Origin of the sequence: Anaeromyxobacter dehalogenans 2CP-C (assembly GCF_000013385.1) — a bacterium.
Classification (GTDB): Bacteria; Myxococcota; Myxococcia; order Myxococcales; family Anaeromyxobacteraceae; genus Anaeromyxobacter; species Anaeromyxobacter dehalogenans_B.
In genome coordinates, this window is the sequence record NC_007760.1 from 3,145,379 (window position 1) to 3,160,367 (window position 14,989).

Annotated in this window: 11 protein-coding genes; 5 read left to right on the forward strand and 6 right to left on the reverse strand. The window is 73.8% G+C overall.

Going from position 1 to position 14,989, the window contains the following annotated elements; translation table 11 throughout:
- Positions 1-3 precede the first annotated feature (3 nt).
- Both asnB (ADEH_RS14415) and ADEH_RS14420 read right to left on the reverse strand, forming a co-directional pair.
- Entirely contained in the window at positions 4-1,944 is a 1,941-nt protein-coding gene (gene asnB / locus ADEH_RS14415; protein WP_011421832.1) for an asparagine synthase (glutamine-hydrolyzing), read from the reverse strand.
- An 87-nt stretch (positions 1,945-2,031) separates the two neighbouring features.
- The gene (locus tag ADEH_RS14420) at positions 2,032-3,201 is read right to left on the reverse strand and encodes an SGNH/GDSL hydrolase family protein (RefSeq protein WP_041453560.1); all 1,170 of its coding nucleotides are present in this window, start codon (positions 3,199-3,201) and stop codon (positions 2,032-2,034) included.
- Between the two features lie 208 nt (positions 3,202-3,409).
- On the opposite strand from ADEH_RS14420, the gene ADEH_RS14425 reads away from it, so the two are divergent.
- Positions 3,410-4,243, forward strand: a complete 834-nt coding sequence (locus ADEH_RS14425) for a hypothetical protein (protein ID WP_011421834.1) — start codon at positions 3,410-3,412, stop codon at positions 4,241-4,243.
- A gap of 32 nt (positions 4,244-4,275) precedes the next feature.
- Here ADEH_RS14425 and ADEH_RS23120 read toward each other — a convergent pair whose 3' ends face one another.
- The 3 genes from ADEH_RS23120 to ADEH_RS14435 all read right to left on the reverse strand — a co-directional run bounded on the left by ADEH_RS23120 (position 4,276) and on the right by ADEH_RS14435 (position 7,299).
- Entirely contained in the window at positions 4,276-4,419 is a 144-nt protein-coding gene (locus ADEH_RS23120; RefSeq protein WP_157061365.1) for a hypothetical protein, read from the reverse strand.
- 11 nt (positions 4,420-4,430) lie between these two features.
- On the reverse strand, positions 4,431-5,705 hold the full coding sequence (locus tag ADEH_RS14430) for an MBOAT family O-acyltransferase (protein ID WP_041453561.1): 1,275 nt from the start codon (positions 5,703-5,705) through the stop codon (positions 4,431-4,433).
- Between the two features lie 166 nt (positions 5,706-5,871).
- Positions 5,872-7,299 (reverse strand): hypothetical protein, encoded by a 1,428-nt coding sequence (locus ADEH_RS14435; protein ID WP_157061366.1) that lies wholly within the window; start codon positions 7,297-7,299, stop codon positions 5,872-5,874.
- Positions 7,300-7,521: 222 nt separating this feature from the next.
- Between ADEH_RS14435 and ADEH_RS14440 the strand changes: the two genes are divergently transcribed.
- Complete coding sequence (locus ADEH_RS14440; RefSeq protein WP_011421837.1) at positions 7,522-9,126, forward strand: class I adenylate-forming enzyme family protein; 1,605 nt, start codon at positions 7,522-7,524, stop codon at positions 9,124-9,126.
- A 73-nt stretch (positions 9,127-9,199) separates the two neighbouring features.
- Positions 9,200-10,594 (forward strand): SGNH/GDSL hydrolase family protein, encoded by a 1,395-nt coding sequence (locus ADEH_RS14445; protein WP_011421838.1) that lies wholly within the window; start codon positions 9,200-9,202, stop codon positions 10,592-10,594.
- 106 nt (positions 10,595-10,700) lie between these two features.
- Here ADEH_RS14445 and ADEH_RS14450 read toward each other — a convergent pair whose 3' ends face one another.
- The gene (locus ADEH_RS14450) at positions 10,701-11,699 is read right to left on the reverse strand and encodes a hypothetical protein (protein WP_157061367.1); all 999 of its coding nucleotides are present in this window, start codon (positions 11,697-11,699) and stop codon (positions 10,701-10,703) included.
- Positions 11,700-11,990: 291 nt separating this feature from the next.
- Between ADEH_RS14450 and nadE the strand changes: the two genes are divergently transcribed.
- The gene (nadE, locus tag ADEH_RS14455) at positions 11,991-12,962 is read left to right on the forward strand and encodes an NAD(+) synthase (RefSeq protein ID WP_011421840.1); all 972 of its coding nucleotides are present in this window, start codon (positions 11,991-11,993) and stop codon (positions 12,960-12,962) included.
- Complete coding sequence (asnB, locus tag ADEH_RS14460) at positions 12,962-14,974, forward strand: asparagine synthase (glutamine-hydrolyzing) (protein ID WP_011421841.1); 2,013 nt, start codon at positions 12,962-12,964, stop codon at positions 14,972-14,974. Before nadE ends, asnB (ADEH_RS14460) begins: the two co-directional genes overlap by 1 nt.
- The last annotated feature ends 15 nt before the right edge of the window (positions 14,975-14,989 follow it).

The window sequence follows — 14,989 nt, forward strand, 5'->3', positions numbered from 1 at the left end:
CGCTCAGGCCAGCACGCGGTGCCGGTGGCACCAGCGGATCAGGACGTAGACCGACCAGACCCTCGACCAGTAGATCCCGGGAGCGCCGTCCAGGAACGCCCGCCAGAGGCGGCCGACCGCGTCCGGATCCAGCCCGGCCTGCCGCACCGCCGCCGCGTCCCGCATCGCCTCGTCCATCGCGGTGCGCAGGCCCCGCCGGATCCAGCGGTCGAACGGCAGCACGAAGCCGCTCTTCGGCCGGTCGAACAGCGCCGGATCGAGGCCGCGCAGGCCCACGCGGCGCAGCAGGGCCTTCTTGCCGATCGGCGAGTAGCGAAGATCGTCCGGCAGCGCATCGACGCACTCGAACAGCGCCTGGTCCACCAGCGGCACGCGCTGCTCGAGCGACGCCGCCATGCTCGCGACGTCGTTGTCGCGCAGGAGCCGCTCGCCCAGGAACAGCCGCTGCTCCAGGACGCTGAGGGCCGACAGCGCCGAGCGGCTCCCGGTCTCCGCGTCGAGGCGGGCCCGCATGGCCGGCGGCAGGCCGTCGCGGAGCGCCGCCACGGTGCCCTCCCCGACCAGCTCGCGCTGGAAGCCCGGCAGGAACAGCGCGTAGGCCAGCTGGTACAGGCCGGACAGGTCGGCGCCGCGCCGGACCATCTCCGGGAGCTTCGCCCAGCGCGTCTGCGGCGGCGTCGCCCCGCGCCCGCGCCGGAGCGGCGCCGTCCCCACCGTCGCGGCCGCGACGCGCAGGCCCAGCGGGACCCAGCCCAGGCGCTGGCTGAGCCGCTGCAGCACCGGCAGGTCGCGGAACGAGGTGTACCCGCCGAACAGCTCGTCGCCGCCGGTCCCGGCCAGCGCCACCGTGAACCCGGCGGAGCGGATGGCGTGCGAGAGGTAGTAGGAGTTGAGGCCGTCGAACGTCGGCTGGTCCAGGCTGTCCAGGGCGGCCTCGAGGTGCTCGACGAAGTGCCCCTCGGTGAGGACGACCTCCTGGTGCTGCGTCCCGATGGCCTCGGCGATGCGCCGCGCGATCGGGCCCTCGTTCAGCTCCTGCTCCTCGAACGCGAGCGTGAAGGTGTGGACGGGGGTGCGCGCCACGCGCTGCGCCAGGTTCGCGACCGCCGACGAGTCGATGCCCCCGGACAGGAACACCGCGAGCGGGACGTCGCTCGCGAGGTGGAGCTCCACGTCGTGCTCGATCGCCCGGGCCAGGTCGGCCTCGGTGGTGGGGCGCCGCGCCGGCGCGCCCGGGATGCTCCAGAAGTCCACGGCGCGCCGCTCGGCGCCGTCCGGCCCGAACTCCACGGCGCGCCCCGGCCACAGCAGCTCCACCCCCTCCACGGCCGTCCCGGGGCCGACCACGAACCCGTTCCACACCACCGAGGCCACCGCGCCCGGATCGAGCCGGGGCGTCCCGAGCAGCCCGGAGGCGAGCAGGGCCCGCAGCTCGGAGGCGAACGCGATCGACCAGTCGCCGCCGGGCTCCCGGCGGCGCGCCACGTACAGCGGCTTGATCCCCAGCGGATCGCGCGCCAGCCGCAGCGTGCGGGCGGCCGGGTTCCACAGCGCGAACACGAACATCCCCCGCAGCCAGCCCAGCGCCTCGTCGCCGTGGACCGCGAGCGCGCGGAGCATCACGGCGGTGTCCCCGCTGGAGGCGAACGCGTGCCCCTCCGCCTCGAGGCGCCGGCGGAGCTCCGCGTAGTCGTAGATCTCGCCGTTGTACGCGACCACGTGGCCGGTGACCGGATCCGTCATCGGCTGCGCGCCGGCCGGGGAGAGGTCGAGGATCGCGAGGCGACGGTGCGCCAGCATCGCCCCCCGGCCCTCGGCGTCGGGCGTGGACTCCCAGGTCCCGTCGGCGTCCGGGCCGCGGTGGACGAGCGCGGCGCTCATGCGCGCCAGCGCCGCCCGGTTCGCGTCGCCCAGCTTGCCGAGGATGCCCGCGATGCCGCACATGCTCCACCCGTCTCCCGCGCCGGGGTGCGCGGCGCCGAAGGCGTCCGAGGTCCGTCCGCGCCGGTCCCCGCCGGCGCGCCGAGAGCGCTACTCCGCCACGCGCGCCGGGATCATCGCCGCGGCCCGGCGCGGCTCGTCGGCCGGCGCCGCCGCGCCCCGCGGGCCGGCCCACGCCGCCCGCCCCATCAGCTCGAACAGCGCGTCGGCGATCACCACGTGCGTCGCGGCGTTGTAGTGCATGTCCTGCGAGAACCAGAGCGGCTGCCCCTTCGCGTACTCGGCCCGCAGCGGCGGGGTGAGGTCCACGAAGCGGACGCCGCTGCGCGCGCTCTGGCGCCGGAGCGCGTCCCGGTAGTGATCGAGCGCGAAGTCGCCGCCGGCGCGGGGGTCCGCGGCCAGGATCTCGCCGGCGCGCAGGTCGATCGCCGTCGGCAGGTACACGTGCACCGGCGTGGCGCCGAGCGCGCGGATCCCGTCGTCCAGCTCGCTGATGCGGTCCTCCATGCGGCGCGTCGCCTCCGGCGCCACCGCGGGGAAGCTCCGGGCGTACATGCCGAGCAGCTCCGCTGCGCCACCGCCGCGGGCGGGCAGGTACCGCGCCTGGAGCTTCCGGAGGCCGTCACGGAAGAAGCAGTACGCGGACGAGGTGTTCCCCAGGGTGACGAGCGCGTACGACGGGAGCCAGTTGCGGCCCTGGAAGATGTATCCGCTGCGGACGACGAGGTCGTGGTAGCGCTCCTCGAACAGCGCCATCAGCTGCGGCGTGAACACGACCACCACGCCCTCGGGCCGGCGCGGGGCCGCGCGCACGAAGTCCCGCAGCAGCTCCTCCTGCTCCTGGATGTGGTGGCCTCCGACCGCCAGGTTCACGACCTCGATCCCGGACGGACGCCAGCGGTCGCCCAGCAGCCCGACGAAGGACTGCTCGTACTCCACCCCGTTCGCGAACGTCGCGGAGTCGCCCATCCAGGCGACGTACGGGGCCGCCAGCAGGCGCGGGCCGGGCGCGGCGTCGCGCAGGCCGAGCGCGTTCGTGTTGACGGTGCAGGAGTACGACGGCGTGGTGGAGAGCTTGCTCTGGTTCGGCTTCAGCCGGTACGCCTCGCCGTGCGCGACGAAGATGCCGTCGGTGACGTTGGACGGGAGCCGGCCCCTGGCGCGCAGGCCGACCTCGAGCAGGACCGCGCAGACGATCAGCGTGGGCAGGACCACGCCGACGGCGGGGCGGAGGAATCGCTGGAGTTGCGCCAGGAACATTGACTGGAGGATCCGCTCTGGGGTTGCTCCGGAGCAATCGCCTGAACCCGGTACGCGTCCCGAGCGCCGGACCGCCCGCACCGCGCCCCTCGAAACGTGTCCTGCGCGCGCGGGAGGCCCGTGGGGCGGACAACCGGCGCGGATTGGTTAGACTGCCTGGGCGGCGGAAGGCAATCCCCTGCTGCCGTTCGCCCCATCGGGAGGATCCATGCCGTTCACGCGTCTCGTTCGACTGGGCGGCGCGGCCGCCGTGGCGGTCGCCGCCATCTCGGGCCTCGCCCGCGCCGAGGATCCGGCCCTCCGCAAGGACCTCGAGGCGGTCTCCCGCCGGACGGTGCTGTTCGGGCACCAGTCGGTCGGCACGAACATCCTCGACGGCGTCCAGGACCTCGCCAGCCGGGAGCACGTGCCGCTCGCGATCGTGGACGCCGGCGCGGCCCCGGGGGCGCTGCCGAAGGGCATCTCGCACGTGTTCGTCGAGCGCAACGGCGATCCCGGGCTCAAGCTGCAGAGCTTCGATCGGGCGCTCCAGCGCGGCCCGGGAGAGGTGGACGTCGCCCTGCTCAAGTTCTGCTTCGTGGACCTGTTCGAGCAGGGCGATCCGAAGGCGCTGTTCGACCGCTACCAGGCCTCGTTCCGCGCGCTCCAGGCCAGGCACCCGCGCACCACGTTCGTGCACGTGACCATGCCGCTCACCACCATCCCGAGCGGCCCGAAGGCGTTCGTGAAGCGGCTCCTCGGCCGCGAGCGCTCCGAGCACCACAACCAGCGGCGCGAGCAGTTCAACGCGCTGATGCGGGCCGCGTACCAGGGGCGCGAGCCGCTCTTCGACCTCGCCGGCCTCGAGTCCACCCGGCCGGACGGAACGCGCGAGACCTACCCGCTGGACGGGCAGCCCGTGTCCATGCTGGCGGCGGAGTACACGGACGACGGCGGGCACCTGAACGGCGTCGGGCGCCAGCGCGCCGCGCGCGAGCTGCTCCGGATCCTCGCGTCCGTCCCCGCGCGCGCGCCGGCGCCGGTGACGGGCAGCGCGAGGTGAGGGGCGGCGCGGGCCCGGCCCGGTGGCCCGCGTCAGAAGTTCACGTACACGAACTGCGTCATCCCGGAGCCGCCCTGCTCGAGCGCCTCGAGCAAGAAGACCGCGATCCAGAACAGCTCGAACGTCAGGATGACGAGCTTCCGGTTTCGCCGCACGCAGTCGAGCACCCGCTTCACGCGATCCTCCCTCACCCGACCAGCGCGCGCAGCAGCGCGCGGATCTGGCCCAGGTCGAGCACGAACAGCGCCAGCCCCGCCGCGAAGAAGTTGAACGTGGCGAACGTGCCGAGCCAGCGGCTGTAGCGCGACGCGAACCAGCGCTGGATCCGCGGGGCGCGGATGCGCTTCTTCTGGCGCTGGTACACGTTCAGCACCGAGATGCCGAGGCCGTGGTAGGCGCCCCACAGGACGAAGTGCGGCGCCTCGCCGTGCCAGATGCCGCAGCTCACGAACGTGACGTTCATCCCGATGACCGACAGCAGCACGGGGCGCGTGCGCAGGTACTCCAGGTTGCGGAGCGCGCGGACCGTCGGCCAGTAGACGTAGTCCACCAGCCAGCTCGTCAGCGTCATGTGCCAGTTGGTCCAGAGGTCGCGGATGTTCTTCTGGAAGAACGGCTGGCGGAAGTTCTCCGGGAGCCGGATGCCGATGATGCGCGCCCCGCCGATGGCGAGGTCGGTGTAGCCGGCGAAGTCGAAGAAGAAGTAGAGCGCGTAGGCGTACAGCCCGGTCGCGACGTCGAGCAGCGTCGCCTGGTCCAGCGGCCGCGCCTGGTTGGTGAGCAGGTACGGCATCACCAGCGGGACGAGCACCACCTTCTTGAAGAGGCCGTGGACGATCCGCTCGCCGCCGGCGCGCAGGTCCGCCCCGAGCGCCGGCGAGGCGGAGGCCAGCTGCTCCGAGAAGTCGCCGAACCGGTTGATCGGCCCGCTGATGAACGCGGGGAAGAACGTCATGTAGTTGAGGAACGCCAGCGCCTCGACCCGGCCGAGGGTGCCCCGGTACGTCTCCACGACCACGTGGATGGCCTTGAAGGAGAAGTAGGAGACGCCGACCAGCACCAGCGGGTTCACCACGCCGCTCGACGCCCTCGGCGCCAGCACCTGCGCGAACGGCCCGAGCAGCAGGCCCTGCAGGAAGCGGTACTTGAAGAGCGCCAGGAACGCGAGGATGGCGACGACGCTCCCCACCACCACCACCCGCCGCGCGCGGCTCGATCCCGGCGCGCTCCGGCTCAGCGTGCGCGCGCTCGCGAGCGCCACCCCGGAGACCGCCCAGACCAGCGCGAGATCCGCGGCCGAGAAGCCGGGGATGGCGAGGAGCAGCGCGTTCGAGGTCGCCAGCAGCGCGAGCCCGCGCAGCACGGGCGACCCGCCCGCGAGCCGGACGACGGCCGCGACGGCGAGGAGCGCCGCCCAGAACGGGAGGCTGTAGAAGTAGTCGAAGCTCCAGGTGTGCGGCATCCGTCTCTCGGCGCGGTCCCGACCCGCGGCCCGCATTGTCCGCCGGATCCCCGGCGTGCCGGTAGTCACCTGAACCGCCTACGCGACGGCGGCCGGTGGCCCTGCCCTCGCGTCCGGGCCCGAGGCCCCCGCGCGGGTCAGTCGAGCGGACGGTGCTCCGCCACGCTCACCAGCGCAGGTCGGTGAACACCGTCAGCCCGAGCTGCTGCTCGATCTGCCAGCGCTCGATGATGCGGCCGGAGAGGACGTCGAGGGAGGCCGACAGGAACAGCGCGAAGGCGATCCCGCCCGCCAGCCCGCCCCCCAGGAACAGGAGGCCGTACGGCTTCGCCGGCGCGCGCGGCAGCTGCGGCGGCGTCACCACGATGTACCGGTACTTGAACGCCGCCTGCGCGGTGTCGAGCTCGACGCGGGCGGCGTCGAGGCGCTCGGTGAACTGCTGGTGCTGGCGGAGGAGCATGTCCAGCTGCCGGCGCTCGTACTCGAGCCGCGGGTCGTCGGACTCCAGCCGCATGCGCGCCGCCGCGGCGAGGTCGTCCAGCCCGCCGCCGCCGGCCGCGGCGAACGCGTCCACGTGCCCCCCGCGCCGCTGCAGCTCGCGCTCCAGCCCGGCGATCTCCGCGTGCAGCGCGTCGAGCTGCGCCGACGGCCCGGAGGCGTTCTCGATCGCGCGCCGGGTGCTCTGCACGGTGGGGTGCTGGGCCGCGTAGATCCCCAGCTGCTGCTGGAGCTGGGACTGCAGCTCCACCAGGCGCTGCTGGCGGAACTCCTCCAGCGCCGCGGCGGCCCGCCGGCGCGCGCCGAGCGTGTTCTCGAGGCGGGTCAGCTCCTCGTCGGGGGCGACCCGCGGACGCGGCGCGGGCCGCGCGGGCGCGTTCCGGATGCGGAGCGCGCGCTCCTTCTGCTCGAGCTGATCCACGATGGTCGTGATCTGCTTCTGCACCTCGGCGTCGCGGCCCTCGAGGATCGCGATCGTCTCGCCGACCATCCTCACCTCGGTCGCGTAGCGCCCCTCGATGAAGTTCTGGACGGCGGCCTGCACCATCTCGAACGCGATCTCCCGGTCGGACCAGGTGAACGAGATGTTCACCAGCCCCTCGGGCCCGACCCAGACCACCAGCCGCTCGTTGAGCGTGTCCGCGAGCGCGTCGAGCAGCTGATCGCGGGTGCGGTGCCGGCCGAGCTTCTCGAAGACCCAGTCCCGCGCCTTCACCGCGGGCGCCCGGCTGGCGAGGTACTTGTCCACGAAGCCGGTCTGCGTGCAGAGCTCGATCAGGTTCTCGCGCCGCAGGAGCTGCTCGCGGGCCGCGCGCGTGGGCGCGTCCCACTCGCGGTTCATGGTCGGGTTGGACAGCACGCCCATCACCGGGCTGCGCTGCGCGAGGATCGCGCCGCTGACCGTCCACTTGATCGGCACGACGAACCGCGCCAGCACGCCCACGGCGAAGACCGCCAGGAACGCCGCCACCGCGACCTTCTTGTGCCGCAGCGGCGCGGAGACGACGAAGCGCAGCCAGGAGACGAGGCGCGCGGACTCGAAGACGTCCGACGGATCGTCCTGGGGCTGCCCCGGAGGAGTGCCGGTTGGGCTCATGTTCACGAGGGTCACCGCCAGCGGCTGCTCCCCCGGCCGGAACGCCCCGGGGTGGGCACTGGGCCACCTCGCAGAACTTACCATGCGCGCCCGCCGCGTCACGATACCGCCGCGACGGGACAGTGGACCGCATGGGACGTGCGACCCGGCGGCGCGCCACCACGCGCGTGCCCGGCGCGCGCGACCTCGCGCCCGCGCAGGCCGGTGCTAGCATGCCCGCCCATGCACGCCAGGGGACCGTTCATCCACGAGTGGGTCGCGGAGCACGCGGCGCGGCAGCCCGATGCGCCCGCCGTCGACACGCCGGCGCACCGCCTCACGTACGGCGCGCTGGGCGAGCGTGTGCGCGCGCTGTCCGCGCAGCTCGCGGCCGCCGGCGTCCGCCGCGGCGACCGGGTCCTGGCGGCGCTGCCCAACGTGCCGGCGACGGTGGTGGCCAGCCTCGCCGTGCACGCGCTCGGCGCCACGGCCGTCGAGGTGAACCGCGAGTGGGGCCCCGACGTCCAGCTCGGCATCGCGCAGGAGACGGGGGTCCGCCACGCGTTCGTGTTCGGGCGCGACGCCGTCGCCTGGGGCAAGGTGGCCGCGGCGCACCCGTTCGATCGGCTGTGGGTGGTGCACGGGGGGCCGCTCCCGGAGCGGCTCCTCTCCGACGTCGGCGGCGCGCCGGCGACGCTGCTGCTGGAGGACGGGCGCGTGGATCCCGCGCTGCCGCCCGCCCCCGCGCCGCCGCCCGCGGACGTCTCGGCCGACGCGCCCGCGCTGATCCTGTACACGTCCGGCAGCACCGGCCGGCCCCGCGGCGTGGTCCAGACGTTCGGGAACGTCGAGGCGAACTCGCGCTCCATCGTCGAGTACCTGGGCCTCACGTCCGCCGACCGCGCGCTGCTCGTGCTGCCGCTCTACTACTGCTACGGGCGCAGCGTCCTCCAGACGCACCTCCTGGCGGGCGGCTCCCTGTTCCTCGACTCGCGCTTCGCGTTCCCGCGCACCGTGCTCGAGGGCTTCGCGCGCGAGGGGTGCACCGGGTTCGCCGGCGTGCCGATGACGTTCGAGATCATCCGGCGCCAGGTGGACGTGCGCTCGCTCTCGTTTCCCAGGCTCCGCTACCTGACGCAGGCCGGCGGCGCGATGGCGCCGGAGACGATCGACTGGGTGCGCGAGGCGTTCGCGCCGGCGAAGCTGTTCGTCATGTACGGGCAGACCGAGGCGACGGCCCGGCTCAGCTACCTGCCGCCGGAGCGCGCGCGGGAGAAGCGCGGCGCCATCGGCATCCCCATCCCCGGCGTCGAGCTCCGGGTGGTGGACGAGCACGGGCGCGAGCTGCCGAGCGGAGAGACCGGGCACCTGGTCGCGCGCGGGAAGAACGTGACGCTCGGCTACTTCCGGGACCCCGAGGCGACCGCCGCCATCCTGCACGACGGCTGGCTGTGGACCGGCGACCTCGCGGAGCGCGATCCGGACGGCTTCTTCTTCCACCGCGGCCGCTCGAAGGAGATCCTCAAGATCGGCGGCCACAGGGTGAGCCCGATCCAGATCGAGCACGCCGTGGCCGAGCACCCGGAGGTCGCCGAGGCCGCGGTGATCGGCGCCCCGGACCCGCTGAAGGGCGAGGTACCGGTCGCGTTCGTGGTGGCGCGGCCCGGCGCCAGCCCGACCGAGGAGTCGTTGCGCGCGTTCTGCCAGGCCCGGATGCCGGCCTACCAGGTGCCGGTGCGGTTCACGGTGGTGGCGGCGCTGCCGCGCAACGAGTCCGGAAAGCTGCTGCGCGCGGCGCTGGTGGAGTCGGCCGCGGCGGCCGCGGGCGGCGGCCGCGCGCGCGCCTGACGTCCCTCTCGCGCCTCTCGCGCGCTCGCGCGCGGGAGGTCCCCGCGCGCGGCGCGTTCCCAGGAGGCGGATCGTGAACAAGACGGCGGCGGTGGTGCTCCTCGCGGGCACGTCCTGGCTGGGGGTCGCCTGCGGCGGCGGCGCCGGCGGCGGCGCGGGCGGCGGAGGCGAGGAGCCGCCGCCCGTCATCCAGGAGGTCACCGCCTCGAGCACCGCCGTGCAGGTCGGCGACCACGTGTCGCTCGCGGCGTCCGCCACCGACCCGCGATCGCGCCCCCTCTCGTACGCCTGGAGCGCGCACCCCGCGGGCTGCGGGAGCTTCTCGGACGCGACCGCCGCCGCGCCGGTGCTGACCGCGCTGTGGCCCGGCACCTGCTCGATCACCGTGACCGTGAGCGCCGGCGGCGCCTTCGCGACGAGCGCGGCGCTGCACATCGCGATCTCGAGCCGCGCGGCGGGCGGGGTCCCGGCGCCCATGCCGAGGGTCGCGCACGTCTACGCGTTCATGTACGCCGACGGGGCGACCGCGACCGCCTCGGTCTCCGGGCTCGGGCTGGCGGTGGTGCGCTGGTCGCGCGCGGGCGACACCGCGCCCTGGGCGTTCTCGGTGAACGACGGCTACGACCTGCGCCTCCGCGACGGCGCGCGCAACGTGCCGGTGGACTACGTCATCGAGGCGAGCGCGGACGGCGGCTCCACCTGGCCCGCGACGCTGGCGACGGTCACGGGCAACACGTACCTCACGCGCGCGCACGTGGTGGACCTGACCGGCTACGGCGCCGTGCGCATGCGCCTCACCTCCGCGCCGCGCAACGGCGGCGTGAGCTTCTACGGGACGGACCTCGACGTCCACGACGCGCGCGCCGGAACCGACGACTGGTGGCTCGCGCTGGGCGACTCCCTGACCACCAACGTGTGGCACGTCCACGACTCGGTGAAGTTCGGCACGCGCATCCACGCGCGCGACCCGGGCCGGTTCCCGGTGGCGCACGAGGGCGGTGTCTCGGGGATCACCATCCCCGCGTTCCTCTCCACCTCGTGGACCGGCTCGGACGGGCGGCCCATCTTCGCGAGGTGGATGGACGACTTCCCGGGCCGCTACGTGGTCCTGGCGGTGGGCACCAACGACTGCAGCGCCGGCACCCCGATCGACACGATGGAGCAAGGCTTCCGGCAGCTCGTCCAGCTGGTGGTCGATGCGGGCAAGGTCCCGGTCGTGCCCACGCTGCGCTGGACGTACATCAACGCCGCCACGCCGGCGCGGATCGAGGCGTGGAACGCCCGGCTGGCTGCGATCTGCGCGAGCTTCCCGACCTGCGTTCCCGGGCCCGACACGTTCACCCGCGCGCAGGCGCAGGGCCTCGCCGGGCTGCAGGGGGATCAGACGCACCTGAACCAGGCCGGGATCACGCTCACGCACGAGGACTGGGATCTCTGGGCCATGGCGACCGTGTACGCGGCGCCGTAGCCGGAGACGGCCGCGGCCGCCCCCGCGAGAGCGGTGGGCGGCCGCGTGGTCCCGCGCGGCGGGCCGGGGCGCCTCGCGGCCGCCCCGCCCCTCCGTCGAGGCTGCGCTACTGGCAGGCGCCGGCGGTCTTGACCGTCGGATCCGCGTACGAGCCGGGAGCCGCGCTGCCGTAGAAGTTCTCGCCGGTGTCGCCCGAGTTGTTGAACGCGTCGAGCTGCCCCTGCAGCCAGTTCATGTTCCCGCAGCTCGTGCCGACGAGCGCGGCGACCGCGTCGCCGATCAGGCTGGCGTCCGCGGGCGAGGAGCCGAACACGCGCCCGTTGCAGATCGCGACGAGGAGCTGGCGCGCGAGGAGCACCCGCGCCTGGTCGTAGGCGCTGCGCTTGGTCCCGTCCGCGTACTTGGCCGGGCTGGCGTAGAGCAGCCCGAGCGCCGTCGCCGACGACGAGACGTTCATGAACCCGAGGTCGATCGCGCCGTGCGACAGGCACGCGTCCACGGCCGCCGGGTGGGTCTTGAAGTAGCCGAGCGTGCGCGTCTGACCCTGCGGCGGCAGGCACTTCAGCTCGGCCTGGCAGGCGGCGTAGTACGGCGGCACGCCGTCCAGGTTCCAGAAGACCTTGTACTCGTCGGTGAACGTCACGACGCCGTTCGCGTCGGGAAGCGCGGGCACCGGCAGGCCGCGGGCGCGCGTGGCGCAGTCCGCGTAGCTCGCCACGGTGAAGCTCACCGGCGTCGTCACCGACCCGCCGCCGAGCAGGAACGGGAAGGTCTCCGCCCAGGACGGATTGGTGGAGACCCAGGCGATGGGCGCGCCGACGAACGCGGCGAGCGGCGCGTCGGTCTCGTTCATGACCACCGACGAGCTCTGGCCCTGGCTGCAGCCGAGGTGGCACCAGTGTCCGGCGTCCTGGGTCGCGCACCAGTCGCACCACGCGTCGTTCACGGTGAGCTCGTAGTCGAGCGACGCAGGGAACTGATCGACGACGGCGGACGGCGCGCCGTTCACGGTGGCGCTGCAGGTGAGGTAGCTGGCAGAGGCGTTCCCTGCGGCGCCGGCGGCGACGAGGAACGCGAAGACGAACTTCAGATTGAGCACTTTCATCGAAACTCCCCCGAGCCCCCGGGGCGGCGCCTCTCGCCGCGCGTGGGAGACCGGCCGCCAAATGACCACAGAGTGCGCTCGACCCACAGTCCCACCATCTCGGGAGCCCCTCACGGACGACGCCGCCTGCCGCGCTCCGGGGAGCTGCGCCCCGGCGCGCGGTCGCAGGGCCGCCGGACGACGGCGGTTTCGTGGCGCAACGCCCCGAAACCGGCTCCCGGGATCAGGGGATCTGCCCGGCCTCCGGTCCGATCCATACTGGGGACCTTCGGCAGGAACGGGGGATCATCCATGGTGTCGCGTGACGTTCTCGGGATCGATGCGTCCCGGGTGGCGGAGGAGATCGAGCGGGCGGTCCGCGAGCAGGTGCTGGGAACGCTGCGCCGCCGCGGCGCGGTGGTGGGCATGTCGGGCGGGATCGACAGCTCCGTCACGGCGGCCCTGTGCGTCCGGGCGCTCGGCAAGGACCGCGTGTTCGGGCTGATGATGCCCGAGCGCGACTCCTCGGGAGACGCGCTCCGGCTCGGGCGCATGCTGGCGGAGCACCTCGGCATCCGGTTCGCGGTGGAGGACGTCGCGCCGGCGCTGGACGGGCTCGGGTGCTACGCGCGCCAGCTCGAGGCGATCCGGATGGTGGTGCCGGAGTACGGGCCCGGGTGGAAGTGCAAGCTCACCCTCCCGTCCATCCTGGACGCGGACCGGCTCAACATCACCGCGCTCACGGTGCAGGATCCGGAGGGGAACCAGCGCACGCAGCGCATGACCGCCGCCGCCTACCTGCAGATGGTGGCCGCGACCAACTTCAAGCAGCGCACGCGGAAGATGATGGAGTACTACCACGCGGACCGGCTCAACTACGCGGTGGCCGGGACGCCGAACCTGCTCGAGTACGACCAGGGCTTCTTCGTGAAGCAGGGCGACGGCGCGGCCGACTTCAAGCCGATCGCGCACCTCTACAAGACCCAGGTCTACGCGCTGGCCGAGCACCTCGGCGTGCCGGAGGAGATCCGCCGGCGCCCGCCCACGACCGACACGTTCTCGCTCTCGCAGACGCAGGAGGAGTTCTACTTCGCCCTGCCCTACCGCGACATGGACCTCTGCCTCTGGGGCCTGCGGAACGGCAAGCCGGCCGCGGAGGTCGCGCCCGCGCTGGGCCTCACCGCCGAGCAGGTGGAGCGCGTCTACCGCGACATCGAGGCGAAGCGGCGGGTGAGCGTGTACCTGCACCACCCGCCGATGCTGGTGAGCGAGCGGGAGGACTGATGTGCGGCATCGCCGGCGCCGTCGCCCTCCGCGACGGCGTCCCACCGCTGCCCGCCGCGGACCTCGCGGCGATGGTCGGCGCGCTGCGCCATCGCGGCCCGGACGAGTTCGGGACCTACCGCGACCGGCGGGCGGCGCTCGGCCACGCGCGCCTCTCGATCATCGACCTCGCGACCGGCCAGCAGCCGCTCTCGAACGAGGACGGCACGCTGTGGGTCGCGTTCAACGGCGAGATCTTCAACTACGTCGAGCTGCGCGCCGAGCTCGTCGCGCTGGGCCACGCCTTCCGGACCCGCAGCGACACCGAGGTCATCGTCCACGCGTACGAGGCGTGGGGCACCGACGCGTTCGCCCGGTTCAACGGCCAGTTCGCGGTCGCGCTCTGGGACTCGGCGCGCGAGGCGCTGGTGCTGGCGCGCGACCGGCTGGGCGTGCGGCCGCTGCACCTGTGCGAGCACGCCGGGCGGCTGTGGTTCGCGAGCGAGGTCAAGGCGCTGTTCGCCGGCGATCCCACCATGCCGCGGGCGTTCGACCCGGCCGGCCTGGCCGAGACGTTCACCTTCTGGACCGCCGTCGCTCCGCGCACGCCGTTCCTGGGCGTGACCGAGCTCGAGCCCGGGCACGTGCGGGTGGTCTCGCGCTCCGGCAGCGTGGATCGGGCGTTCTGGGCGCCGCGCTACCCGCTCGCGGGCGACGGCTCGTTCCAGGGGTCGGTCGCCGAGGCCGCGGAGCGCGTCCGCGCCGCCCTGGAGGAGGCGGTCCGGCTCCGCATGCTGCGCGCGGACGTGCCGGTGGGGAGCTACCTGTCCGGCGGCCTCGACAGCTCGCTGGTCGCGGCGCTGGGCCGCGAGGTGAAAGGCGAGCGCTTCCTCACCTTCTCCATCCGCTTCGAGGACGCCGAGTACGACGAGACGGGCTTCCAGCGCGCCGCCGCGGCGCGCATCGGCAGCGACCACCGCGAGATCGTGGTGCGCCGGCGCGACATCGCGGCCGCGTTCCCGGCGGTGGTGGCCCACGCGGAGCGGCCGCTGCTCCGCACCGCCCCCGCCCCGCTCTACCTGCTCTCCGGCCTGGTGCGCGACGCCGGCATCAAGGTGGTCCTCACCGGCGAGGGCGCGGACGAGATGTTCGCCGGCTACGATCTCTTCCGCGAGGGCCGCGTGCGCCGGTTCTGGGGACGCCAGCCCGGCTCGGCGGTGCGCCCGCGGCTGCTGGAGCGCCTCTACCCGTACCTCGCGCGCTCGCCGGTGGCGCAGCAGGCCATGGCGCGCGAGTTCTTCGGCCGCGGCCGCGAGCGCTGGAGCGCGCCCGGCTTCGCGCACCAGACCCGCTGGCTCGGCACCGCCGCGTTGCAGCGGCTGTTCCAGCCCGACCTGCGCGCCGCGGTGCGCGACCTCGATCCGGCCGCCCGGCTCCTCGCCGACCTCCCCGCCGGGTTCCCGCGCTGGAACCCGCTCGCCCAGGACCAGTACCTGGAGACGCGCACGCTGCTCTCCGGCTACCTGCTCTCGTCCCAGGGCGACCGGATGCTGATGGCGCACTCGGTGGAGGGCCGCTTCCCGTTCCTCGACGCGGAGGTGGTCGAGCTCGCGAACGCGCTCCCCGCCTCGTACAAGCTGCGGGGGCTGGACGAGAAGCACGTGCTGAAGCGCGCCGCGCGCGGGCTGGTGCCGGAGGAGATCCTGCGCCGGCCCAAGCAGCCGTACCGGGCGCCGGACGCGCTCTCCTTCGTCGGCCCCGACGCGCCGGACTGGGTGCGGGAGCTGGTCTCGCCGGGCGCGGTGGCGGACGCGGGGGTCTTCGACCCGCGGGCGGTGGAGCGGCTCTGGCGCAAGTGCGAGGCGTCGGGGGGTGGCGAGCAGTTCTCGAACTCGGACAACATGGCGCTGGTGGGCGTGCTCTCGACCGGGCTGCTCCACCAGGCGCTGATCCGGAGCGTTCCGGCGCGGGAACCCCCGCCCGCGTTCCGGACGGTGGTGGACAGGACCGCGTCGCACGGAGCGGCGCCGTAACGCTCTCAGGGGTGA